The following is a 24,719-nucleotide window of genomic DNA, read 5'->3' on the forward strand; positions in this document are numbered from 1 at the left end:
CCTTTCATCGGGCAATTTGGCGTCGGGCTGTTCAGCCCTTCATCGCCTGGGCGAAACTGTTGAGACGGGTACGGATGCTGCCGTCGATCAGCTGGCTGCCCAGCTGGACGACGAGGCCGCCGAGAATGGCGGGGTCGACGGTGGTCGCGATCTTCACGTCGCGGCCGACACGGGTCTTGAGGTTGGCGGCGAGCGCTTTCAACTGCTCGGCGCTCAGCGGGTGGGCGCTGGTGACCTTTGCGGTCACTTCGCCGCGGTGCGCCGCGACGATCGCATGATAGGCGTCGATCATCGCGGGCAGATCGGCAAGGCGGCGATTCTCGGCGAGCACGCCCAGGAATTTGGCGGTCAGCGAATCGAGCTTCAGCGCCTTGGCCACTGCCTCGATTGCCTTTTCGGCATCGCCGCGGGTGACGACGGGGCTCGAAATCAGGGTCGCCAGATCGGCCGAATCGGTCAGCGCGGTCTGCAGCGTCGCCAGGCTCGCCTGAACGCCGTCGATCGCCTTCGATTCGCTCGCCAGATCGAACAGCGCACTGGCATAGCGGCCCGCGAGGCCCGCCGTGATGTTGCCCTGAATGCCGCCGGAATTCTCCACGCGCGAAAGTCCTTCTCTACGATCCCGTGGGGGATTTGGTCGCGCGGTTTTCGGGGAAATTCGACGAACCACCCCCGCGCGAAGTCGCGGCGCGCCTAGCAACGATTCTGTTGCAATGCAAGGTGGGGGTGGGAGGAATCCGCTTCACCTTCCGCCCCCCTTTGCGTCGTGCTTGTCGAAGCGGCCGACTTTCTCCAAACGGGTACGAAAGACGGATCGCGCTACGACACGCGCGGCACGCACGGGAGAGGGCAAGGCCGATGGGCGAAATGATCCGCATGACGATGGACGATGGCGCGGAAATCGCCGTCTATCATGCGCCGGCAGAGGGCGAACGCCGCGGCGGTCTGGTGCTTGTCCAGGAAATCTTCGGGGTCACCGATCATATTCGCGAGCTGTGCGACGAATATGCCGCCGATGGCTATGAGGTGCTGTCGCCCGCGCTGTTCGACCGCGAGCATCCGGGGTTCGAGAGCGACTATTCGGGGCCGCAGTTCGAGCGCGCGGTGCAGCTGGCGCGCGAACTTCATCCGTTCGAGCAGAGCCTGAAGGATGCGCAGACGTGCATCGACGCCCTGAAGGGGAAGGGTCCCGTCTTCATCACCGGCTATTGCTACGGCGGGTCGGTCGCGTGGCGGATGGCACAGATCAGCCCCGATCTGGCCGCCGCTTCGTCTTATTACGGCAGCCTCGTCCCGACGATGTTCAAGGACGAGGCGCCGGGGTGCGCCGCCATCGCCCATTTCGGCCGCTTCGACGGCGGCATTCCGATGGAGGGGGTCGAGGCGTTGATCGCGCGCGATCATCCGACCGCGCAAATCTTCGTCTATGAGGCGGGCCACGGCTTCAACAGCGACCGCCGCAAGGATTATCACGAACCGAGCGCCGACCTCGCGAGGGACCGCACACTCATGCTGTTCAAGGCGTGCGGGGGATAGCAGACGCTGCCACCGCCCCGCGTCGCATCAGGGCGCTGGCTTTGCTCCCACCCCTGCCGCCGCCTTCTGGCATTGATAGACGAGCCGCTCGTTCGGGCTGGCGGGCAGTACGGCGCGAATTGCCTCCTGCTGCGTGGCGAGCCCCGCAAGCGCGTCGGCATCGGTGGTGCAGGCCTTCAGCGTGATCCCCGCCCGCGCCTCGCGCGCCAGCTTCATCGTGTCGGCATCGAGCAGATAGCGATCGACGCGATAATCCTTCGCCGCCGGATCGATCGACGCGACGGTCACGGTCGCCTCCTCATTGGGCACCAGGATACGCTGCCAGCGGCCGTCGGCACCCATCGCATATTGGGTGCGGTCGTTGACGCAGCCGTTTGCGGCAATCGCGACCGGCACGTCGGTGGTCGACGAGACGGTGATGCGGCTGCGGTCGGGGCGGATCGTGCAGAGATAATTGCCTTCGGCGAGCTTGGCGCCGTCGGGCTTCGCCGTATCGGCCGTGTCACCTTCGACCGCGTCGAGCGCCGCATGCGCATCGGGCCGCGTCGCAAAGAGCAGCGCCGCAAACAGCATCAGCGCGGCCCCGGCGCTCCCCGCGATCTTTGCGCCGCGCATATTCTTCTGATTGTAGAAGAGCAGCGCCGCCCCGGCGCCGAGCGCGCCGATCACGAACAGCACCCCGGCGAGCGCCATGCGGTTCTCACGCGCGGTCATCGCCGCTTCCTCGGCGCGCGCGGCCTTGAGGTCATGGTCGAGCTTCGCCGCCTCGTCGCGCGCGGCATTGGCCTGCGCCAGCGCGCGCGCATCGGCTTCCAGCGCGGCGCGGTCGCGGGCGTCGGCCTCGGCCATCGTCAGGCACGGCGTTCCGACGCTCGCGAAACTCTGTCCGGCATCGCCCAGAAAGCGCGTCACCTCGCGCCCCGCGATCGCGAAGGCGAAGGGCGAATCGCCGTCGTCGGCGCGGGTGATGAAGGTGTTGATGCCGACGATGCGCCCGCAACTGTCGACGAGTGGCCCGCCCGAATTGCCGCGCGCGATCTTCGCCGTGTGGACATAGGTGGCGATGCCCTCGATCGCCTGGGTGTTCGACAGATTGCCCTCGCTCCGCACCGGGCTGCGCGGGGTGATATAATCGGTCGCGCTCTGCGCGGTCGCAAGGTCGACATTGCCCGGATAGCCGAGCGCGACGACCTCTGCCCCTGCCTCGAACGGCCCGGAATAGATGACCGCGGCGGGCACGCGCCCCTCGGTCATTTCGATGAGCGCCAGGTCGCGCTTGGTATCGATCGCGATCAGCTTGCCGGCGTAGCTCTTCTGCCCTTCGGAGGGGACGACGCCGAGCGCGACATTGTTCGGATATTTGGCCGCCGATTCGACGACATGGGCGTTGGTGAGGATGCGGGTCGGCGAAATGGCGATGCCGCTGCCATGCCCGAAGCCGACGACCTCGCCATCGACCATCGCGACGGTGACGACGCGGACGACGCTGCGCGAAACCGCGCTGATATCGTCGGCAGCGCGAGCCGGAACCGCGAAGGCGACGAGGACAAGCAGGGGGGCGAGGAAGCGTGCGAGAAGACGGGTCATGGCCGCGAACCTAGTCGCTGCGCACGCGAAGGCAAGTTAGAGGTAGGGGCGCCACATCATCAGCCATGCCCCGGCGCTGCCGACCAGAATGACGATCGCGCTCGTCGCCAGCACTACGGCCACGGCGGATCGCGCCGCCGGCGTGCTCCGCGCGCCGGTGCGCAGATAGAGTTCGGTCACGCCGAGCGGCAGCAACGAGTTGGCGAAGGCCAGAAAGATGTCGAACGGGCCGTCCATCGCCGTGCCGATCCCCGCGCCGCCGGCCGCGATGCCCCATGCCATATAGCCGACGCGCATGAACCAGACCGCGCTCGCCACCGCGAACAGGCGCAGCGTCCAGCGCCGGTGGGCCGCAAACCGGCGCGCCCGCGCATCCCGCCATGCAAGCGCGCCGAAGAGAAGAATGAGCAGCGCATCGAGGCTGATCCCCACCGCGCCCGCCCAGTGCAGCCACGTTCCGCGGACCCAGGTCAGCCAGAGCCCGCCGAGCGCGAGCACCAACGCGCTGAGCAGATAGAGCCGGCCGTTCCAGCGGTGAACCGCGGGCCAGCGCCCCCGGATGGCGGGCACCAATTGCACCAGCCCGCCGAAGGTGATGACCGCCGCCATCAGCACATGCGCCGCGAAGAAAAGATTGCCGCCCGCATCGCCCGGCACGAAACCCTTGATCAGCGGCTTGGCATTCCACGCGGCGAAATCCCCCGACAAGGAGGGTGGGTAATAGAAAAGCAGGATGAAGGCGGTGAAGAGCAGCTGGCCCGCCGCGATCGACAGGAAGCAGAGGGTCGCGGAAAGCCGGAGCCAGTCGCGCGGCGCCGCCCGCTTCCCGCCGGTTTGCGATAGGTCGATGGTCGCCATTCGATAGTCTCCACTGTGATCCGTCGATGCCGGGGCATCGAAACTGTTGTTTTGATTGAAAAATTCAGTGGCGCGCGCATCGTCCGGCTTTGAGCGCAAGCATCGGGACGCATCGCCGCGCCTGGCATGACATATCGGCGCGCAGACAAAGGAGCCGCATATGACCTATCGCATGAGCTATCGAATTCAGGGGCTGGACCCCGCGCCTTTCGCCCCGCTTTTCGCGCTCGACGATGAGGCGCTGAGCGCGCGGAACGCCCGCCGCGTCATTGCCACCGCTGACCGCGGTTTTCCGTGCCGGGTCAGCCTGGAGGACGCAAGGGCGGGCGAGGAACTAGTACTGCTGCATCACCTCAGCCACGATGTCGCCACGCCCTATCGCAGCGCCTATGCCATCTATGTCCGGCGCGGCGCGGCGCGCACGATATGGCGCGACCGGACGCCGCCGGTGTTCGAGGGGCGCCCGCTCGCGATGCGCGCCTTTGGTGCCGACGGTATGCTGCGAACCGCGCGCCTCGCCGCGCCCGGCGAAGCCGACGCGGCAATACGCGACCTGTTCGCCGACGCCGGCATCGCCTATATCGACGCCCATAACGCCGCGTACGGATGCTTCGCCGCGCGGATCGAGCGGGATGCGAGCGAGGGAGCCGAGCCATGAGCGCCGACAGCATGACCGATGCCGATCGCTGGGCTGCGGTGCAGCGCCGCGACCGCGCGCTCGACGGGCGCTTCGTTACCGGTGTGCTGACGACGGGCATCTATTGCCGGCCGAGCTGCGCGGCGCGGCATCCGGCGCGTGCGAATGTCCGCTTCTTCGCCGACGGCACCGCGGCACGCGCCGCAGGGCTACGCCCGTGCAAGCGCTGCCTGCCCGACGATGTCGCGCGCGACGAAGGCGCCGTGATCGCCGCAATCGCCGCGATCAAGGGCAGCGAAGAGCCGCTCGCGCTCGCCGATCTTGCGGCGCGTACCGGCTATTCGCCGACCCATTTTCAGCGCGTCTTCACCCGCCACACCGGGCTGTCGCCAGCCGCCTATGCAAGGGCGCTGCGCGAAGAGCGCGCCCGCGCGGCGTTGAGCGAGGCGGGGCGCGTGACCGACGCCATCTATGACGCGGGCTTTTCGGGGCCGTCGCGCTTTTACGACACGATGGAGGGACGCATGGGAATGACCGCTTCGGCATGGGTGAACGGCGGCAAGGGCGCGACGATTCACTGGGCGGTGGTATCGACGAGCCTTGGCGACATGCTCGTCGCGGCGACCGCAAAGGGCGTGTGCCGCCTGAGCTTCGCCGAAGGACGCGATGCGCTCGAGGCGCGCTTCCCGGCGGCCGAACTGGTCGAAGGCGGCGCCGATTTCACGGCGCTGCTGCAACAGGTGGTCGATGCGGTCGAGGCGCCGGCGGCCGGTTTCGACCATATTCCGATCGACGTGAAGGGCACCGCCTTTCAGGAAGCGGTCTGGCGCGAACTGCGCAAGATACCGGCGGGCGAGACGCGCAGCTACGCCGACATCGCGGCCGCGGTCGGCAAGCCCAAGGCGGTGCGCGCCGCGGGCAGCGCCAACGGCGCCAACAATGTCGCGGTCCTCATCCCGTGCCACCGCGTCGTGCGCAGCGACGGCTCGCTCGGCGGCTATGCCTATGGCCTGCCAATCAAGCGTGAACTTCTGAAGCGCGAAGCGATGTGAGATGAGAAGCATCGGCCGCGCCTCGAAGACGCGGCCGACGTGCGGACTTTCCGTCCTATTTCCCTTCGTCTTCGTCCTGTTTGGCGAAGATCGCGGCCATGGTCGTGCGCGCGTCCTGAATCTGGCCGGCGTCGATTGCGTCGACCACCTCTGCAACCTTGTTCGCTTCCGCCTCCTTGTGGCTGGAGAAGGCGAGCGGGGCCAGCACCGAACGTGCAAGCTTGCCCTTGTTTTCATCGAGCAACTGGCGCGCCAGGACGAGACGGTACCCATCGTCATAGGACGAATAGTCGAACACGCTTTCCAGCGCGATGAGCGCAGGTTCGGGGATCGCTTCCCGTGCCTGGTAGTAGGTCATGTAATAGCCAATAGCTGCCCGGGGGTCCTTGGGGTCCAGCCGATACGCCTCGGAGAACCAGGGCCGCGCCTGCGCGTACACGGCATTGTCCTTCTCCTTTTTGGCGCGTGCCATGAACATGTTGCCCATCAGCACATTGGCTTCCTGCGATTCGGGGGCGATCACAAGCGCGCGTTTCAGCGCTGCTTCCGCCTTCGCGAATTCGCCTGCGTCGGTATAGGCTTCGGCCGTGATCAGCTGCACCGCCAGATTGTCGCTATACTGGCGATCCTTTCCATCGATCTCGTCTACGACCTGTTGAGCTTCACGCTTGGATACGCCCCGCTCGCTGCGAATATGGGCGCGCATCACGGCTTCTTCACCTGCCGTCAGCTGACGCATCACGACCTTGGGAGCGACATAATGGGCGGGCTTCACGTCCATCGTGGGGAACGGTCCGCCCTTATATTTGCGAAGTTCGCCCTGCAGCTTGTCGAGGTCGCCGAAGATGCGCTTCGCGGCGGTAAGGCTGTCCTCACCGGCATTCAGCGCCTTCAGATAGGCGGCCAGTTGCCCCCGACGTTCGGGGTTGAAATTCAGATAGTGGGCGAGCAACCATCCGAACGAGTAGGATTGGTAGAGATCCTGCCCGTCCAGCCGTTTGTTATGATCGAACAGACGGGTCAGGCGGACGTCGGACAGCGCGAAAAGAGCTTCGCCGCGATGTTGCGGGACGTTGCCGATCCGGAAGGTGCCATCGTCGAACAGTTCGAGCGTGCCGTAAAGTTCGGCGAAGCCCTCACGGTACCAGTGCGGATAGCTGGTGCTGAAATTCTGCAGCATGAAATGATGAACATATTCGTGGAACAAGATGCGCGCCGGCGTCAGCTCGGTCTTTTCGCGCAGCGCCCGCCGATCAAGGTTGCGGTCGAAGCGGTCGCTGTCGTCATCCTTGGCCGGCACGAAAGATACTGCATTCCCGGCACGCGGAATATAGAAGCCTGCGACCTGCGAACTGCCCGCCAGTCGGCCGATATCGTCGGTGCTGCCGAAGCGATAAACCCGCACCTTGTTCGATTCGCCGACCTCCGGACCCGGCACGGCAAGCCCCTGCATATAGCGCAACGCATTGTCGAAGCGTTCAAGCTCGGTCGCGAATCGTTGGGTGTCCTCTTTGCTGCTTTCGGACACGATGATGAAGTGACTGGTCTCCGCTTCCCACCATTCGGCGTGCGCGATGCTTGCCGATACCAGCGTGACGAGAAAGGCTCCGGCGCGCAGAGCCCTGTTGAATAATGTAATCACCTTGTATTCCCCCGGTTTTCGATGCGTCACTATAACAATGCGCCGTTCCGCTTCAACAGCCTGTCGAAAGGATGACACAATGACCGTTGCCGACGAAAGCATTGCCCGTTTCCGCGCTCTTCACATTCCCGGCGACCCGCTGATTCTGGTCAATATCTGGGATGCCGGCAGCGCGAAGGCGGTAGCCGCGGCAGGTGCCAAAGCGATCGCAACCGGAAGTTACGGCGTGGCGGGTGCGCAGGGGCGCGCCGATGGCGAGGATTTTCCGCTCGCCGATGTTTTCGAGAATCTCGCGCGCATCCTGTCGGTCACCGACCTGCCGGTTACGATCGACATGGAATCGGGCTATGGCGCCGATCCTGCCGGCGTCGGCGTCTCGGTCGCGCGGGCAAGGGCGGCGGGAGCGGCTGGGATCAATATGGAGGACCGGATGCCCGGCCGGAACGATCTGCTGCCGATCGCGGAGGCGCAGGCGCGCTACCGTGCCGCGGCCGATACCGGCATTTTCGTAAACGCCCGCTGCGATGTTTTTCGCGGCGCCGATGCGGCGAAGGACGGCGAACGGCTTGTCGCCGCCGTGCTCGAGCGCGCCCGCGCCTATGCCGACGCCGGTGCGGGGTCGCTGTTCGTCCCCTTCCTTGGCGATCCGCGCTGCATCGGCGCGATCTGCGAGGCGTCGCCGCTACCGGTCAATATCCTGCGCGCCAAGGCGGGGCCGACCCATGCCGAACTGGCGGCGCTCGGCGTCGCGCGGATCAGCCACGGGCATCAGCCGTGGACGGCGGCGATGGCGTGGCTGACCGGTCAGGCGCAGCAGGTGCTGGGCGGCGCCGAACCCGATTATTGAGCGGCCGTTGCGGGCCGCGCCACGGCGTACATTTCCTTTGCCATCGTCTTGGTGAGCGCCCAGCGATCGTCGCCTTCCTTGTAGAGATCGAAGTGGGTGCGGCCGGGAACGAAGCGGAAGCTCGCCTTGGCGCCCAGGCCGTCGAGGACGGCCTTCAGCCGCTCGGCTGACTGGTTGAGATAAAAAGTGTCCGCAGTGCCGACGGTCAGATGAATCTTGCCGTCGAGGTCGGGTTTGAGCCGTGCCCAGTCGCGCGCGATGATATGCGCGATGTCATAATGATCGCGCCAATAGGTGACGACGGCGGGGTCGATCTTGCCGGTCGCGCGATCGAACATCGCGCAGGGACGTCCATCGGGGCATTTGGGCGAAAAGACCCAGTCGAAGCTTGCAAGCTGGCCGCCATAGGGACCGAGTACCGCCTCGAGCTGGGCGAACTGGCGAAAGGTCGCGACGACCTTGCCGTCGTCGCGAACGAGCGGCCGGTCTTTGCCGTCGCTGCCCGCATAGGCATTGGCGGCAGGCGCATAGAGGTCGATATTCGTGAAATCGTGAAAGTCGCTCGGGTCGGGCGCGGTCGGCCAGCTTCCGCCGAACAGCTTGGGATAGGCGACCTGCAACCAGAGCGTCGACCAGCCGCCCGAACTGTGTCCGGTCAGGAAACGGCCCGACGGAAGGGCGTCCATGCGATATTTCGCCTCCAGCGCGGGGATTGCCTCGGTCGTCAGCGCCGTACCCCACGGGCCGTTGTTGGCCGAATCGGCAAATTCGTGCGTTCCGGTCGCGATATGATGGTCGAGGAAAACCCAGATCATCGAGGGCAGGTCGCCCTTCGCCATCATCGCCGCAGTGCGCGCGGCGCTTGCCCGCGCGCTGTCGTTCGTGCTGCCGAAACCGCCGTCCGAATAGACGGTGGGATAGGTGTCGCCGCCCCTGGCATAGCCCGGCGGCAAGGCGACCCATCCCTCGATCGCGGTATCGCGACCCCAGAAGCGCGAGAGGGCGGCGCTGTGGACGGAAAGCGGCTCGACCGACGTCAGCCCGGGTTCGATACCCGCCCGCGCCTCGGGCGAAAGTGCGGCAAGCCAGGCTGCAAAATCCTGCCCTGCGATCTCGCGGTCGAGCGACAAGGTCGGCACCGGCCCCGGCAGGCGGGCTTCGACGACGGGTGAGACCAGATCGCCCGCGCCGCGCCCGCCATAATTATAATCATGGTTGCGGTCGAACACCGCCTGGATGCGATAGGTGCCCGGCGCCAGCGTCGACCAGGCGGCCGGAAAGGCATCGACGTCGGTGCCGACGATTGCGGTCCGGCCCGGCTTGAGGCTGCTCACCTCGATCGCCGCGATCGCCGTGCCGGTCGGCTCGAACGGCGACGTGTCGACCGCGTCCTGGGGTTTTGCGCCCGGTTCGACCTTTTGAGCAAAGACGATCAGGCGCCCGCTGTCATCATCGCCGAGATCCTTGGGCGTGACGACCGGAACCGCGATCGGCTCGGCAAGAAGCGGCGTGGCGCCGACGGCAACGAGGCCGGTGGCGAGGGCGAGCGCAAGGCGCAGGGTCGAGCGGGACATGACCAAGGTCTAGCCCCAATGTCGGCCCTGTAAATGCCGATTCGCCTCAAACGAAACTATAGGGATCGATGTCGATCGCAAGGCGCACTTTTGCCGGCCAGTCTATTCGGCCGATCCAGTCGCGGATCGCGCCCTGCAGGTCGAAGCTGCGCGGGGCGTGGAGGAGGAGGCGGAAGCGGTGGCGGCCGCGCAGCATCGCGAGCGGCGCGGGCGCTGGCCCATAGATGGCGAGGCCGTCGGCGACAGGCGCCTTTTCGCCCAGCCGCTGCGCGACACCGCGCGCGACCTCGATATCTTCGGACGAAATGACCAGCGCGGCGAAGCGGCCATAGGGCGGCGCCCCGGCGAACTTTCGCGCCGCCGCTTCGGCGGCATAAAAGCCTTCGCGGTCGTTGGCGACGAGCGCCGCCATGACGGGGGCGTCGGGTACGCGCGTCTGGATCAGCACCTCGCCGGGCTTCACGCCGCGCCCCGCACGTCCCGCGACCTGTGCGATCTGCTGGAAGGTCCGCTCCGCGGCGCGCAGATCGCCGCCGTCGAGGCCGAGGTCGGCGTCGACCACGCCGACGAGCGTGAGATTGGGGAAATGATAGCCCTTGGTCACGAGCTGGGTGCCGATGATGATGTCGACGAGTCCATCCTCGACCGCCTCGACGAACTCGGCCGCCTTCGCGGGCGACCATAGGGTGTCGCTGGTGACGATCGCGGTGCGCGCCTCGGGAAAGCGTAAGCTCACCTCGTCGGCGACGCGCTCGACGCCGGGGCCGCATGCGACGAGGCTGTCCTCGTCTTCGCATTCGGGGCAGAGGCGCGGCGGCGGCATCACATGACCGCAATGGTGGCAGGCGAGGCGGTGGACGAGCCGGTGTTCGACCATCCAAGCGGTGCAGTTCGGGCACTGGATGCGGTGGCCGCAGGTGCGGCACAGCGTCAGCGGCGCAAAGCCGCGGCGGTTGAGGAACAGCAGGCTCTGCTCGCCCTTCTGCAACCGGTCGGCGAGTGCCTCGACGAGCGGCGGCGCGAGCCAGCGGCCGCGATCGGGCGGATCCTGCCGCATGTCGATTGCGGCAAGATCGGGCAGCGTCGCGCCGCCAAAGCGCGCGGGGAGCACAATGTGGCGATAGCGTCCGGCCTCGACCTGCGCGAGGCTTTCAAGCGCGGGGGTCGCGCTCGCAAGGATCACCGGCAAGCCTTCGAAATGGCCGCGCATCACCGCGACGTCGCGCGCGTGATAATGGACGCCATCCTCTTGCTTGAAGCTGGTTTCATGCGCCTCGTCGACGACGATCACGCCCAGATTGGCGTAAGGCAGGAACAGCGCCGAGCGCGCGCCGACGACGATCTTCGCCTCGCCGCTTGCGATCGCGTGCCAGGCGCGCCGCCGCTCGACCGATCGCAGCCCGCTGTGCCACGCCACCGGCTCGCAGCCGAAGCGCGCGGCAAAGCGCGTCAGCATTGGTTCGGTAAGCGCGATCTCGGGGAGCAGGACGAGCGCCTGCCGGCCGGCATCCACGGTGGCGGCAATCGCTTCCATATAGACTTCGGTCTTGCCCGATCCGGTGACGCCGTCGAGCAGCAGCGTCTCGAACCCGCGGGCGGCGACGGCGTCGCGCAATTGCCCGGCAGCGACCGCCTGTTCGACCGAGAGGTCGGGCGGCGCGAAGGCAGAGTCGGGCTCCGGATAGGGCTGATCGGCCGACACGCTCACCGCCTCGAGCGCGCCCGTCTGGACGAGGCCACGGATCACCGCCTCGCTGACTTCGCCCAGCGCCGCGAGTTCGCGCACAATGCCCTGCCGTGCGCCGATCTTTTCGAGCGCCACGGTGCGTTGTGGCGTCATCCGCGCCGGTCGTTCGCCCGTCGCACGATATTCGACGATGGGGCGCCGCGCGTCGGCAAAGGCGGCGCCGGGCAGAACCATGCGCAGCACCGATCCAGGGGGTGCGAGATAATAGTCGCTCGTCCACTCGACGAGGCGGCGCAGCGGCGCGCGGATCGGCGGCACCGGCACGACCTCGAACAAATTGCGCAGGCGGTTGTCGCCGACGGGTTCGGGGGCGCCGAAGCTTTCATCCTCCCACACCACGCCGCCCAGCCGCCGCGGGCCGAGCGGCGCGACGACGACGCTGCCGAGCGGCGCGTCGCTGCCGTGCGGGACGCGATAGTCGAGCGGGCCGAGGGCGGCGGTCAGAAGGAGGACGCGGGCACGGGTCATGGAAGCGATGACGATATAGGAGCGCGGCGAAAATAGGAAAGCGCGCTATGCCTCGCCGAGCCGATGCCCGATGTCCGTTGCCGACCTGCGTCGGCGGCTCACATCGCCTTGATATAGTCGACCATCTGGCCGACCACGGTTCCCCAGCCGTCGTGGAAGCCCATTTCCTCATGCTTCTGGCGCGCGGCGCTGTCGCCGTGGACCGCGACCGCGCGATAGAGCGTGCTGTTGCCCTGCGGTGTCAGGAACAGGCCGGCGGTGAAGAAGGGCGCGGGCGCGGGGCGGAAGCCGGGGAGCAGCGTGTCGGTGAAGATCAGCCGTTCGCCCGGCACGACCTCCAGATAGCAGCCGCTGTTCGGAAACTCCTCACCCTCCGGCGAGCGCATCGTCGTGCTGAAGACGCCGCCGGGGCGCAGGTCCATCTCGCAGGCGGTGACCGTCCAGGGCTTCGGCACGAACCAGTGCACCAGATGCTCGGGTGTGGTCCAGACCTTCCACACAAGGTCGGCGGGCACGTCGATCACGCGTTCGAGGACAAGGTCGAGGTCGGGATCGACCGGGCTGAGCGGAAAGGTCATTCGGGGGTCTCCTTCTTGTTTTTGAGCGAGAGCAGATAGGCATCCATGCGGTCGAGTCGGCCTTCCCACAGGCGGCGCTGGGTCGCGAGCCAGTCCTCGGCCAGCCGCAGCCGGTCGGGGGCAAGGCTGTAGGTGCGGACCCGGCCATGCTTGCGCGAATGGACGAGGCCGCAGCCTTCGAGCACCTTGAGGTGCGCGAGAAAGGAGGGGAGCGCCATCGGGTGGTGCGCCGCAAGTTCGCTGACCGACGCCGGTCGTTCGCCCAGCCGTTCGAGCACCTGCCGCCGTGTCGGGTCGGCGAGGGCGCGGAAGATGCCGTCGATCATCGCCGGTTCGGGCGCAATCGGGGCATCGGGCCGGATGGCCGACATGGCAGTCTCCTTTCGCCAACCCTCTTAGAGCGCTCCAATAGTTAGGTCAATTCCTAACTATTGGAGCGCCACAATATGGCGCGCGATCGCGGGCGGAGCGGGGGTCAGGCGATGGCGATGCGGCGCGGTCGGGCGCGGGCGGGCTTCGGCCGCCGGAACCAGAAGGTCCACACCGCAAAGCTGCCGAGCATCGCCATCGTCAGCCCCGACAAGGTCATGACGATGCGATAGCCGAGCCCGCCGACCTTGGCGGCGTGCAGCGGATAGGCCTTGTTGAACGCTTGTGCGGCGGGCGCCATGGCGAGCGCGTCGCGCGCGCCGAGTAACCGGCCCGTCTGCGCGTCGAACCACAGCGTCGAGCGGCCGTTGGGAAGCCATTCGGCCTGCCGGCGCATCCGCAGCATGATCGGGTCGCCCGCCTTGCGCGGCAGGCTGAGGATACGGAACTCGCCGTCGGGAAAGCGGCGGCGCGCTTCGGCGAGCATCGACGCATAATCGGGCTTCGCGGCGAGCGGGCCGCCCTTATATTTGGGCGGCGCCATCGACTTCTCCGCCGCGGCAATCGAACCGAAGGGTGCGACGACCGCCATTGCGAAGGGGCGGAAGATCATCATCGTCCCGGTGACGACCGACAGAAGCAACAGCGGCGCCATCACGATTCCCAAGTCGCGGTGATGCGTGACGATCGCCGGCCGGCTCATTCGCTTGGGCCACAGGCGCAGGCGGAAGGTCCGGCGCGTCCGCCACCACAGGATGACGCCCGACACGATGAAGAACAGCCCGCACAGGCCCGCGATGCCGATCACCCACTCGCCGCTGTCGCCCGCGAAGAGATGGTGATGGAAATCGAAGATCCACAGCTCGGGCCGCTCCCACTGGCTGGCCCAGCGGGTGACGATCTGCCCCGTCTGGTCGGCATAGGCACCGGCGCCTTCGCCGAAGCGGGTCTGGTGGAGGCCAAAGCCGTCGCGGGCATAGATGATGCCCTGCGCACCCGGCTTCGCCATGATCGCCTCGGTCGCCCGCGTCACGCTGCCAAGGTCGGTGCGCAGCGGATCGCCGCTATGCGGCAGCCCGATCCACGCATCCTTGTGGACGAGGATCGCGCCGGTGAGGCCCAGAAGGCCAAGCACCAGCCCGATCAGCCCGCCGGTCCAGCGGTGCAGCGTGTCGAGCAACTGCATCAGAAGCGATAATCCCAACCGAGGGTGAAGGTGCGACCGCGGCCGGCGAAGTTGAAGAAATTATCGGTCGGCCGCTGGGTGTCGCTCGCATAGGCGATATACTGCCGGTCGAACAGATTCTGCACCGCCAGGCTGATGCCGCCGATCCGCGTCTGGTAGCGCAGGAAGGCGTCGGTCAGATTATAGCCCTCGAAATCGTTGCGCGGGTCGCGCGTCGGGCCGGTGAAACTGCGCGCAAGATAGAATTGCGTCTGGACGCGCGCCGACAGCGACCCCTTGGCGTAGCTGGCGGCCAGGTTCAGCCGGTCGGGCGAGATATTCGCACCGTCGAGGTCGGTTTCGACGATGTCGTCGCCGTCGGCATCATATTTGCCGTCGAGATGGGCGTAGCCTGCCGTGACGGTCAGGCCGTCAATCGGCAGCTTGACCGCCAGATTGATCTCCAGCCCCTCGATCGCGACGCGCTGGCGCAGCACGTCGAAAATGCCGTCGGGCCGGGCGACGAGCAATTGCCCTTCCTTGCTCGACGACCAGAAATAGGTCGCACTCGCATCGAGCGGACCGCGCTTCACCTCGACGCCGATCTCGCGGTTGTTCGATACGATCGGACGGATGTTGAGGAAATTGTCGATCTCGACCCCCGGCGTGCTCACCGCGCGGGTGATGCGGCCGACGTCGGGGGCGGTATAGCCTTCGGCATAGCTCGCATAGGCGCGGATGCCGGGGATGGGCTCGACGATTACCCCGCCGTTCAGCAGCACGTCGTCGAAACTCGGGCTGCCGCCCTTGACGAAGGTGCGGCCGGCGCTCGCGAGCGTGGTATAATCGTCGATGCTGATCTTCACATTTTCGTAGCGCGCGCCGCCGGCGACGCGGACGAGGCCGTCGAACAATTTGAGATTGGCCTGTCCGAACGGCGCGAAGCTGCGGAAATCGGTCGGCGGCACCCAGACGCGGTCGGTGGCGATCAGCCGCTGTTCGGTCGAATCCCACAGCGCGTCGAAACCGGCGATCAGCGTCAGTGCCTCGAAACCGGGCACCGCACGTTCATAGCTGAGCTTGGCGCCATATTTGCGGCTGCGGTTCTGCGATTGATCGAACAGCGTTCCGACCGGCGCGATCTGGACGTCCTGGAAGGTCGCGATCGGATTGGGTTCGCCGCCGAAGGTGTCGCGGGTGCGGTTCCAGAAAATCTGGCCGACGAAATTCCCGCCGCCAAGGTCGCTGTCGGTCAACGACAGCGCCAGGCTTTCGGTGCGGCTCGCGGCGGGATCGCCGGGCGGGGTGCCGCGCGCCGCGCTGGTCGGCAGGCCGGTCGCACGATTGCCTGCCACCGCGACATAATCGCCGTCGCCTTTCAATTCGTAACGGCTGGCGATCAGGTCGAGCCGCATCGTGTCGGTGATCTCGTAGCCAAAGCGCCCGAACAGCGAGAGCGTCTTGGAATCCTGCGTCTCGCCCTGCGTCAGATTGATCCCGACCGGGCGGCCTTCGCCGTCGCGAAAGATGCCGCGCACTTCATAGGCGGCGCCAACCGACGCGTCGAAGCGTCCGGCCCGATACTGAACCAGCCCCGCCGCCTTGCCGCCCATGCCGGCTTTGGAAAATTCGTCGTCGGCGGTGCCCTGCAGCAGCAGTCGGCCGCTGACGCCTTCGGTCTTCGGCGCACCGACCGTCACCTGATTGACGATACCGCCGGTGCCGCCGATCCCCTGCAGCGCGTTCGAACCGTAAATGACCTCGACCCGGTCGATGAAGAAGCCATCGATGGTGAAGCCGTCGCGGCTGCCGTCGCGCAGCGGGGTCGATTGCGGAATGCCATTGATCGCATAGAGCGGCGAGCGCCCGCGCAACGTCTCACCGGCGCCCGACAATTTCTGACGCGTCGGCGAAAAGCTGGGGGTCAGCGTTGCGACCGCGTCGGTGACCGATCCCGAAATCAGCACCTGCTGGTCGAGCGCCTCCTTGCCGATGACATCGACCGTCAGTGGCAGGGCATTGGGGGGCAGGATCGTGCGCGCCGCGGTGACGACGATATTATCCTCGCCCTTCGTGTCGGGCGTCGCGGTCTGCGCGAGCGCGGGGGAGGAAAGCGCGGTGCAGGCCAGCGCTGCGGCGACAATTTTGCGAATCATTCTCAACTCCTGTTGAGCAGGCCGCTAGTGCGACTGATTCGCAAATGCAAGGGGTTTCAGGGCAGAATTTGGCCGAGCGCAATTCCTTTGCCGCTTCGCCTTCCTGGATGGCGCATAGGATGACGAAAGCGGCACACGCCGCGTCTCGCTGGCCGACCCGCCGCTATTCGATGGCCCAGCTCAGCCGCGATCGGAACTGCGCGGGGCGCGGCTTTCCTTGCGCGTCGAGGGCGGGCAGGAACAGCCCGCTTCGCATCAGGACCTCGCATGTCTTGCGATCAAGGATGTCGCTGCCGGCCGATTTTGTGATGTGGCAAGCGGTCGGGCGGCCCGAAGGTGCGACATCCAGTATGAACTCGCTGGCGCCTTGCCCCCGTGTACTGGGATAATCGGCAGGCAGGATCCAGCGTTCGGGGCTGATTGGCGTCAGACCATCTTCGTCGGTGGCGTCGGAGTCCGCGCCCGCCTTGTCGGGCTTGGTCCAGGCGATGCGTAGGCGCGGCAACGCTTGCCGTTTACCGTTGCGGTCGACGCCCGCCGTTGCCCAGCCCAGCTTTTTGAGCGCGAGCGTGCAGGACGCATCGGCAGTCGCCTGCCCGCCCCGCACACTTCCCGCCTTGCACGTCGGCGCGTTGCTCGCTTCGTCATGGCGCAGCGTGACGATCGCTTCGCCCGCCGCTTCGTCCGCGAGGCCGACGAGCAACCGGTCGGCGTCGGTGGCACGCGCCACCGGCATCGACGGTTGCGCGGCCGCCGCGGATGCCAGCGCCAGCGCGCCCGCGATCGCCGCGCCGGTCCGGATCAACCCGCCAGCACCTTGGCCATCATCCGCTCTTCCTTGGCGATCCACGGTGCCATGCTCGGGCGCGACAGGATCGCCTCGCTCCACGCGGCGATTTTGGGATAGGTGGCGGCGTCGATCGTTATGCCGCAGTGGCGGACATTGACCAGCGGCGACACTGCCGCGAGATCGGCGAGGGTCAGCCGGTCGCCGACCAGATAACCCGACGCCGGGATCGCGCTTTCCAGATAGGCGAGCAATTTGGGCAGTTCCTCGGCTTCGGCTTCGGCGGCGGCGGCGAGGTCGCCTTCGCGGCCCAGGAATTTGGGGGCGACGATACGGTTGAAGAACATCTTGCCGCCGCAGGCCGCGAACACGGTGTCGCCGAACTCGTCCCACCACACGGTGCGGCCGCGCGCTTCGGGGTCGGCGGGGATCAGCGCCGGTTCGGGATATTTCGCTTCGAGATAGTGGATAATCGCACTCGAATCGGCGAGCAGGAAGCCGTTGTCGTCGATCGCCGGCATCTTGCCGAGCGGCGATGCGGCACGAAAGCCGGGATCGGGATCGCCGATGCCCACGCCCTTGAGCTCGAAATCAAGACCCTTTTCACCCAGAAAAGCGAGCAATTTGCGCACGAACGGCGATACGATCGACCCATAGACTATCATCATGACATCCTCCTGATTCCCGTCCGAACATAGGCGGTCGGTTGCTCGCTGCAACCTGTTCGATGATTACAGCGATGCGCAACAAATGCTGCTTGCTATCGGTCGCTTGGCATGCTCCTATTTGTGACAGAGGGGGGCGCTGCTACGGCAGCAATCATCAGGATATGTGTAATGCGCCCTTCGCTCTGGGCAGATCGGCTGATGGCCCTTTCGGTCCGCTTCGTCGGGCTCGGCATCCTGGCAGCGGCCCTCGCGGCGGCGGTCGCCAGTTTCTTTTACAATAAGGCGCAGGAGGATGAGCAGGCGACCCGCGTCGCGATGCAGGTCAACGTCCGGCTGCGCGATCAGCTCGCGGTGCTCGAAGGGGTACGCGCGCTCTATCAGTCCGACACGGCGGCGAGCGGGCCGGGGGTCCGCGCCTTCCTCGCGGCGCTGCGGCCGCAGGTGCGCGCGCCGGGGATGCAGGGGGTCGGCATCGCCGTCGCGATCCAGCAGGACACCCCCGCCGCGGCCGAGGCGCAGCTGCGCGAAAATTACGGCAGAGAGATCAAGGTCTGGCCGCGGACAAGTGAGCCGATCGGCTTTCCCATCGTCCTTGTCGAACCCGACAATGATCGCAACCGCGGGGCGCTCGGCTACGACATGTACAGCGAACCGATCCGGCGCGAGGCGATGCGCCGCGCCTGGCAGACCGGCCAGCCGGCAGCGAGCGGGATCGTCGAACTGATCCAGGAGCGTAATGCGCAGCACAAGCAGCCGGGCTTCCTGATCTATGTGCCCGTCTACGCCAACCCGCCGGTGGCTGCGGACGCCGCGCCGTCGGCGGTACCGCCGCCCTCGCCCGCGCAACCGATCGAGGCCTTTGTCTACGCGCCATTCCGCATCGAGAATCTGATGCGCGCGGTGCTGGGAAACCAGCTCGACACGGTCGACGGGATCGAAGTCTATGCCGGCGAAGGCCCGTCGGCGCCGCTCGTCTTCCGTCATGGCAAGGTCGGCTGGGACGCGCATCAGGAGACGCTGCGCGTCGCCGATCGCCGCTGGACGATGCGGCTGTCCTACGGCCGCTTCATCGACCGGCTGGGCCGTCCGCTCGCGATCCTGCTATTCGGCGCCGCGCTCGCCTGGCTCGCGGTGCAATTGCACCGCCTGCAGCATCGCCGCCTCGGCGTGGCGCAGGCGCTGGCTGAGGAGAAGGAGCGTCATGCCGAAGATCGCGAGCTGATGATCGGCGAAATGGCGCACCGCATGAAAAATGCCTTCGCGCGCATCGGTGCGCTCGCGCGGATCACGCTGCGCGAGGTCGACAGTCTGGAGGCGTTCGAGGCGAAGTTCGACGGGCGGCTGCGCGCGCTGTCCGATTCGAAGCAGATGCTCGTCACCGGCGCGGTCGATACGGTCGACCTCGGCCGCATCGTCCGGCGCGAACTCGACATTGCGGGCTGGGACGCACAGCGGCTTGCCGCGGTCGAAGGCCCGGACGTGCGGCTTGACGAAGAGGGCGCGCAGGCTATTGCCCTTGCCGTGCACGAACTGGTGACCAACAGCGTCAAATATGGCGCGCTCGGCGGGAAGGGCGATCTTGCGGTCGGCTGGCGCCGCGACGGCGGCGATGTCGAGCTGTCGTGGATCGAGAGCGGCCTGCCCGAAACCCCGCACATCGAAAGCGAAAGCTTCGGAACCCAGTTCATCCGCTCGCTGATCGAACGCCAGCTCAAGGGGCAATGGACCCGCGCTGCCGCCGATCACGGCCTGTCGATCGTCATCCGCTGGCCCGATCGTGTCGCCGCCGCCTGATCCGCGCTGGCATATCTGGATCGATCGCGGCGGCACCTTCACCGACGTCGTCGCGCGCTCGCCGGCGGGGGCGGTCGTCACTGCCAAATATCTTTCCGAAGACCCGGCGCGTCCCGGCGACGCGGCGGTGGGTGCGATCCGCGACCTGACCGGCGCCGGGACAGGCGCGCTGCCGCCGCTCGCGGTGCGCATGGGGTCGACCGTTGCGACCAACGCGCTGCTCGAACGCAAGGGCGCGCCGACCCTGCTCGCGATCACGCGCGGCTTCGGCGATGCGCTGACCATCGGCTATCAGGATCGTCCCGACCTGTTCGCGCGCCGGCTCGACCGCACGCCGCCGCCGCACGCCCAAGTTGCCGAAATTGCCGAGCGCGTCGGTCCCGACGGCGAGTTGCTGATCCCGCTCGACGAAGACGCCGCGCGCGCCGCGCTGCAAAAGGCGCGCGCGGACGGCATCGACAGCATCGCGATCATATTGATGCATGGCTATCGCTACCCCGCGCACGAACGGCGCCTGGCAGAGATCGCCGCCGAACTCGGCTTCGCGCAGATTTCGGTCAGCCATGAAGTCAGCGCGCTGATCAAGCTGGTCGGGCGCGGCGACACCACGCTTGCCGACGCCTATCTGTCGCCGGTGCTGCGCCACTATGTCGGCCAGTTCTGCGCCCAACTTGGCGACGATAGCCGTCCGCAGTTCATGAAAAGCTCGGGCGGGCTCGCGTCGGCCGCGGCGTTCCACGGCCGCGATGCGATTCTTTCGGGCCCCGCGGGCGGCATCGTCGGCATGGTCGGCAGCGCCGCGCCGCTGGGCAAGGATCGGCTCATCGGCTTCGACATGGGCGGCACCTCGACCGACGTCAGCCATTATGCCGGGCGGCTCGAACGCGATAACGAAAGCATCGTCGCGGGCACGCGCATCCGGGCGCCGATGCTGCGTATCCACACCGTCGCCGCCGGGGGCGGTTCGATCTGCCGCTGGGACGGTGCGCGCCTGCTCGTCGGACCCGAAAGCGCGGGCGCCAATCCCGGCCCCGCCGCCTATGGCCGCGGCGGGCCGCTGACCGTCACCGACTGCAACGTGCTGCTCGGCAAGATTCAGCCCGAACATTTCCCCAGGCTCTTCGGTCCGGCGGGCGACCAGTCGCTCGACCGCGCCATCGTCGCCGAAAAATTTGCCGCCATGGCGGCCGAAGTCGGCGACATCACGCCCGAGGCGCTTGCCGAGGGGTTGCTCGCAATCGCGGTTCAGCAGATGGCGAATGCGATCAAACGCATCACCATCGCGCGCGGGCATGATGTGACGCAGGGCTATCATCTCGTCGGCTTCGGGGGCGCCGCGGGGCAGCATGTGTGCCTCGTGGCCGACGCATTGGGGATCGACCGGATCCTGCTCCATCCGCTTGCCGGGGTGCTGTCGGCCTATGGCATGGGCCTCGCGCGGCCGTCGGCGATCCGTGAGCGTACGCTCGCGCTGCCGCTCGGCGCGGGCTGCGTCGAACCGCTGCACCGCGCGGAGGCCGAACTTTGCGCCCAGGCGCGCGGCGGCCTGGCACCCGACGTACCGGTCACGCACGAAACCCTGCTGTTCGTGCGTCTTGCCGACAGCGACAATGCGATCGAGCTGCCGACCGGAAACCCCGCAGCGGTGCGTGCCGCCTTTGTCGATGCCTTCCGCGCGCGCTTCGGCTATGCGCCGCACGACGATCTGGTCGTCGATCGCATCCGTGTCGAACTGACCGAAGCGGGCGACGCGCCCGCGGCCCTGCCGGCCCCCGCGCCAGAGGCCGAGGTGGAGGCAGAAACCGTCACCGCCTGGCTCGCGGGTGGACCCTGCGCCGTCCCGCTCCATCAGCGCAGCGCGCTTGCCCCCGGCCGCCGCATCGCCGGTCCCGCGATCATCGTCGATCCGCTGTCGACGACCGTCGTCGAACCCGGCTGGACCGCAACGGTCGAGCCCGAGGGGACGCTGAGGCTCGCAAATCCATCGGCGATCCGTCCCGTCGCCTCGCCATCGCAAGGCGATAGTGACGATCCGGCCGCACCCGATCCCGTCCGCCTCGAAATCTTCAACAGCCTGTTCATGGCGATTGCCGAGGAAATGGGCGGCGCGCTTCAGCACAGCGCTTCGTCGATCAATATTCGCGAGCGGCTCGATTTCTCCTGCGCGCTTTTCGATGGCGAAGGGCGGCTCGTCGCCAATGCGCCGCACATGCCGGTGCATCTGGGGTCGATGGGCGAAAGCGTGCGGACCATCCTGCGCCAGCGCGGACCCGGCCCGGAGGGGCGTCCGCGCGACGGGCGCGGCATCCGGCGCGGCGACGCCTATGCGCTCAACGCTCCCTATGACGGCGGCACCCATCTGCCCGACATCACCGTCATCATGCCGGTGTTCGTCGATAGCGAAGCCGATGCCCCCGCCTTTTTCGTCGCGGCGCGGGGCCATCACGCCGATCTCGGCGGGATCGCGCCCGGATCGATGCCGCCGGGCAGCCGCAATATCGAGGAAGAAGGCATCATCTTCGACAATATGCTGATCGTCGATGACGGCCATTTCCGCGACGCCGCCGTGCAGGAGCATCTGACTGCAGGCGACCTGCCGGCGCGCAACCCGGCGCTCAACATCGCCGATCTGAAGGCGCAGGTCGCCGCCTGCCAGCGTGGCGCCAGCGGCCTTGCCGACCTCGCCGCCGCGCACGGCGGCGCGACCGTCGCCGCCTATATGGCACATGGTCAGCGTCAGGCGGAGGCGGCGGTGCGTCAGCTCGTCGCGCGGCTGGGCGATGGGCATTTCCGCTATGCGATGGACAATGGCGCCGAAGTCGTCGTGGCCGTGACGGTCGATCGCGCGGCACGCCACGTCACCATCGACTTTACCGGCTCGTCGGCGACGCTCCCCGATAATTTCAACGCGCCGCTGCCGGTCGTGCGCGCTGCGGTGCTCTATGTGCTGCGCACGATGCTCGACGACCCGATCCCAATGAACGAGGGCTGCCTGGCGCCGGTGACATTGATCGTTCCCGACGATTCGATGCTCTCGCCGCGCTATCCGGCCGCGGTGGTCGCGGGCAATGTCGAAACCAGCCAGGTCATCACCGACGCGCTGTTCGCCGCCTTCGGCGCGATGGCGGGGGCGCAGGGGACGATGAACAATTTCACCTTCGGCAACGAAGCCTACCAATATTATGAAACGATCGCCGGCGGATCGGGCGCCGGCCCGGGCTTCGACGGCACTGCGGTGATCCAGACGCATATGACCAACAGCCGGATGACCGATCCCGAAGTGATGGAGGCGCGCTTTCCGGTGATCGTCGAGGAATTTTCGATCCGCAAAGGGTCGGGCGGTCTGGGCCGCTGGCGCGGCGGCGACGGCGCGACGCGCCGCATCCGGTTCCGCGAACCGATGGCTGCGAACATTCTCGCTAATCGTCGCCGGATCGCGCCCAGCGGCCTTGCGGGCGGCGCCGACGGCGCACCGGGCCGCAACTGGATCGAGCGCGCCGACGGGACGACCGAAGAACTGGGCGCGACCGCCAGCGCGGACCTGGGCGCGGGCGACGCCTTCGTCATCGAAACCCCCGGCGGTGGCGGTTATGGCGAAGCGGAGGGGGATTAGATGCTTGTCCTGATCGGGATTGCGATCATCATCGCGGGCTTCCTGCTCCGCTTCAATCCGCTGCTCGTCATCATGGCGTCGGCGCTCGCGACGGGTCTGGCCGCCGGGCTTGACGTCACCGCGATCATCGCCGCCTTCGGCAAGGCGTTCAACGATACGCGCTATGTCAGCATCGTCTGGATCGTGCTCCCCGTCATCGGCCTGCTCGAAGCCTATGGGCTTCAGCAACATGCGCGCTCGCTGATCGGACGGATCAAGGGCGCGACGCTCGCCCGGCTGCTCGCCTCCTATCTGCTACTGCGCCAGGCGATGTCGGCGGTCGGGCTGACGTCGGTGGCCGGGCATCCGCAGACGGTGCGTCCGCTCGTCGCGCCGATGGCGGAAGCCGCCGCGGAGGCGCAGGGCGTCACGCTGAGCGATGCGCAGCGCGACGAAATCCGGGCCTATGCGGCCGCGACCGACAATGTCGGGCTGTTTTTCGGCGAAGACATCTTCCTCGCCATCGGGTCGATCCTGCTGATGAAGGGGCTGCTCGAAGGCTATGGCTATGTCATCGAACCGCTGCATTTCTCGGTCTGGGCGATCCCGACCGCGATCGCGGCCTTCCTGATCCACGGCTTCCGGCTGCGGCTGCTCGAAAAGCGGATGCTGCGCGCGCCGGGGCAAGGGACCGGCGCATGATCACGCTCGGTTTCGTCTATGTCCTCGCCGGACTGACCTTCGCGATCTTCGCCGCGCTCGGCCTTGGCGATCGCAGCAATCCCAAACGCTTCGGCAACGCCGCCTTCTGGGGGCTGCTCGCGCTGTCGATGCTCGCGGGCGACCGCCTCGGCGATTTCGGCAACGGGCTGCTCGTGCTCGCACTCGTCGCCATCGCCGGGACGGGCCAGATCGGCCGCGCGCCGGGCGGCGAGGTGCCGGCGGGCGTGCAGGCCGAACGCGCAGCGCGCTACGGCAATTTCCTGCTTGTCGTCGCGCTCATCATCCCGGCGGTCGCGCTCGCCGGCACCTTCCTCTTCAAATGGGTGCCGGGGCTTGCCGATCCGAAGCAGGCGACGTTGATCTCGCTCGGTATCGGCGTGCTGATCGCGCTCGCCGTCGGCATGGCGCGGCTGCGGCCCGCGCTCCTGCTCCCGGCGCAGCAGGGGCGACGGTTGCTCGACGCGGTCGGCTGGGCGGCGATCCTGCCGCAGATGCTCGCCAGCCTCGGCGCGGTGTTCGCGCTCGCCGGGGTCGGAGAAGTCGTCGGCGACCTTATCGGCGCCGCGATCCCGCAGGGCAGCCTGTTCGGCGCCGTCGTCGCCTTCGGGCTCGGCATGGCGCTCTTCACCATGGTGATGGGCAACGCCTTCGCCGCCTTTCCGGTGATGATCGCGGCGGTCGGCATGCCGCTGCTGATCAAGCAATATGATGGCAATCCCGCGGTCGTCGCCGCGATCGGCATGCTCGCAGGCTTCTGCGGCACGCTGATGACCCCGATGGCGGCGAACTTCAACCTGGTCCCCGCCGCGCTGCTCGAGCTGAAAAACCCCTATGGGGTCATCAAGGTGCAGATCGGCACCGCGATCCCGCTGCTCGCGGTCAATATCCTCTTCATCTGGCTCTTTGCGTTTTAGCGCCGCCTTCAAATTTCCGTTCGCC

General features: G+C 67.1%; 20 protein-coding genes. 8 read left to right on the forward strand and 12 right to left on the reverse strand.

The window, feature by feature from the left end; translation table 11 throughout:
- Positions 1–31: 31 nt before the first annotated feature.
- Complete coding sequence (locus ATE59_RS02650; protein WP_058811089.1) at positions 32–598, reverse strand: F0F1 ATP synthase subunit delta; 567 nt, start codon at positions 596–598, stop codon at positions 32–34.
- A gap of 260 nt (positions 599–858) precedes the next feature.
- Here ATE59_RS02650 and ATE59_RS02655 point away from each other — a divergent pair, with 260 nt between their 5' ends.
- The gene (locus tag ATE59_RS02655) at positions 859–1,536 is read left to right on the forward strand and encodes a dienelactone hydrolase family protein (RefSeq protein ID WP_058811090.1); all 678 of its coding nucleotides are present in this window, start codon (positions 859–861) and stop codon (positions 1,534–1,536) included.
- A gap of 27 nt (positions 1,537–1,563) precedes the next feature.
- Here ATE59_RS02655 and ATE59_RS02660 read toward each other — a convergent pair whose 3' ends face one another.
- Both ATE59_RS02660 and ATE59_RS02665 read right to left on the reverse strand, forming a co-directional pair.
- Entirely contained in the window at positions 1,564–3,123 is a 1,560-nt protein-coding gene (locus tag ATE59_RS02660) for a S1C family serine protease (protein WP_003043383.1), read from the reverse strand.
- A 36-nt stretch (positions 3,124–3,159) separates the two neighbouring features.
- Positions 3,160–3,981 (reverse strand): DUF2306 domain-containing protein, encoded by an 822-nt coding sequence (locus tag ATE59_RS02665; RefSeq protein ID WP_058811091.1) that lies wholly within the window; start codon positions 3,979–3,981, stop codon positions 3,160–3,162.
- A gap of 160 nt (positions 3,982–4,141) precedes the next feature.
- Here ATE59_RS02665 and ATE59_RS02670 point away from each other — a divergent pair, with 160 nt between their 5' ends.
- Positions 4,142–4,639: a DUF1203 domain-containing protein gene (locus ATE59_RS02670; RefSeq protein WP_082657264.1), complete on the forward strand. Its 498-nt coding sequence runs from the start codon at positions 4,142–4,144 to the stop codon at positions 4,637–4,639.
- Complete coding sequence (locus ATE59_RS02675) at positions 4,636–5,670, forward strand: bifunctional transcriptional activator/DNA repair enzyme AdaA (protein WP_082657265.1); 1,035 nt, start codon at positions 4,636–4,638, stop codon at positions 5,668–5,670. Before ATE59_RS02670 ends, ATE59_RS02675 begins: the two co-directional genes overlap by 4 nt.
- A gap of 55 nt (positions 5,671–5,725) precedes the next feature.
- On the opposite strand, the gene ATE59_RS02680 is transcribed toward ATE59_RS02675, so the two are convergent.
- Positions 5,726–7,312 carry a tetratricopeptide repeat protein gene (locus tag ATE59_RS02680; RefSeq protein WP_058811093.1) on the reverse strand — a complete coding sequence of 529 codons (1,587 nt, stop codon included), beginning with the start codon at positions 7,310–7,312 and terminating at the stop codon, positions 5,726–5,728.
- Positions 7,313–7,391: 79 nt separating this feature from the next.
- On the opposite strand from ATE59_RS02680, the gene ATE59_RS02685 reads away from it, so the two are divergent.
- Positions 7,392–8,159 (forward strand): isocitrate lyase/PEP mutase family protein, encoded by a 768-nt coding sequence (locus tag ATE59_RS02685; protein ID WP_058811094.1) that lies wholly within the window; start codon positions 7,392–7,394, stop codon positions 8,157–8,159.
- On the opposite strand, the gene ATE59_RS02690 is transcribed toward ATE59_RS02685, so the two are convergent.
- From ATE59_RS02690 to ATE59_RS02725, 8 genes are all read right to left on the reverse strand, one after another.
- Positions 8,153–9,733: an alpha/beta hydrolase-fold protein gene (locus ATE59_RS02690; protein WP_058811095.1), complete on the reverse strand. Its 1,581-nt coding sequence runs from the start codon at positions 9,731–9,733 to the stop codon at positions 8,153–8,155. The two genes, ATE59_RS02685 and ATE59_RS02690, sit on opposite strands and share 7 nt — an antisense overlap.
- A gap of 46 nt (positions 9,734–9,779) precedes the next feature.
- Positions 9,780–11,948, reverse strand: a complete 2,169-nt coding sequence (locus tag ATE59_RS02695) for a primosomal protein N' (RefSeq protein WP_058811096.1) — start codon at positions 11,946–11,948, stop codon at positions 9,780–9,782.
- 98 nt (positions 11,949–12,046) lie between these two features.
- Positions 12,047–12,526 carry an SRPBCC family protein gene (locus ATE59_RS02700; protein ID WP_003043364.1) on the reverse strand — a complete coding sequence of 160 codons (480 nt, stop codon included), beginning with the start codon at positions 12,524–12,526 and terminating at the stop codon, positions 12,047–12,049.
- Positions 12,523–12,897 (reverse strand): ArsR/SmtB family transcription factor, encoded by a 375-nt coding sequence (locus ATE59_RS02705; RefSeq protein WP_058811097.1) that lies wholly within the window; start codon positions 12,895–12,897, stop codon positions 12,523–12,525. The genes ATE59_RS02700 and ATE59_RS02705 overlap by 4 nt, the downstream gene beginning before the upstream one ends.
- A gap of 104 nt (positions 12,898–13,001) precedes the next feature.
- Entirely contained in the window at positions 13,002–14,081 is a 1,080-nt protein-coding gene (locus tag ATE59_RS02710; RefSeq protein WP_058811098.1) for a PepSY-associated TM helix domain-containing protein, read from the reverse strand.
- Positions 14,081–16,216, reverse strand: a complete 2,136-nt coding sequence (locus ATE59_RS02715; RefSeq protein ID WP_058811099.1) for a TonB-dependent receptor — start codon at positions 16,214–16,216, stop codon at positions 14,081–14,083. Before ATE59_RS02715 ends, ATE59_RS02710 begins: the two co-directional genes overlap by 1 nt.
- A 163-nt stretch (positions 16,217–16,379) precedes the next feature.
- Complete coding sequence (locus tag ATE59_RS02720; RefSeq protein WP_058811100.1) at positions 16,380–17,021, reverse strand: energy transducer TonB; 642 nt, start codon at positions 17,019–17,021, stop codon at positions 16,380–16,382.
- Positions 17,018–17,668 (reverse strand): glutathione S-transferase family protein, encoded by a 651-nt coding sequence (locus tag ATE59_RS02725; RefSeq protein WP_058811289.1) that lies wholly within the window; start codon positions 17,666–17,668, stop codon positions 17,018–17,020. The genes ATE59_RS02720 and ATE59_RS02725 overlap by 4 nt, the downstream gene beginning before the upstream one ends.
- A gap of 201 nt (positions 17,669–17,869) precedes the next feature.
- On the opposite strand from ATE59_RS02725, the gene ATE59_RS02730 reads away from it, so the two are divergent.
- The 4 genes from ATE59_RS02730 to ATE59_RS02745 are packed head-to-tail and all read left to right on the forward strand — an operon-like array spanning position 17,870 to position 24,694.
- Positions 17,870–19,465 (forward strand): CHASE domain-containing protein, encoded by a 1,596-nt coding sequence (locus ATE59_RS02730; protein ID WP_231737152.1) that lies wholly within the window; start codon positions 17,870–17,872, stop codon positions 19,463–19,465.
- The gene (locus ATE59_RS02735) at positions 19,449–23,078 is read left to right on the forward strand and encodes a hydantoinase B/oxoprolinase family protein (protein WP_058811102.1); all 3,630 of its coding nucleotides are present in this window, start codon (positions 19,449–19,451) and stop codon (positions 23,076–23,078) included. Before ATE59_RS02730 ends, ATE59_RS02735 begins: the two co-directional genes overlap by 17 nt.
- Positions 23,079–23,759, forward strand: coding sequence for a DUF969 domain-containing protein (locus ATE59_RS02740; protein ID WP_058811103.1), 681 nt, complete (start codon positions 23,079–23,081; stop codon positions 23,757–23,759).
- On the forward strand, positions 23,756–24,694 hold the full coding sequence (locus ATE59_RS02745; protein ID WP_058811104.1) for a DUF979 domain-containing protein: 939 nt from the start codon (positions 23,756–23,758) through the stop codon (positions 24,692–24,694). The genes ATE59_RS02740 and ATE59_RS02745 overlap by 4 nt, the downstream gene beginning before the upstream one ends.
- The last annotated feature ends 25 nt before the right edge of the window (positions 24,695–24,719 follow it).

The sequence above is a fragment of the Sphingopyxis sp. A083 genome (assembly GCF_001468495.1).
GTDB classification, from domain to species: domain Bacteria; phylum Pseudomonadota; class Alphaproteobacteria; order Sphingomonadales; family Sphingomonadaceae; genus Sphingopyxis; species Sphingopyxis terrae.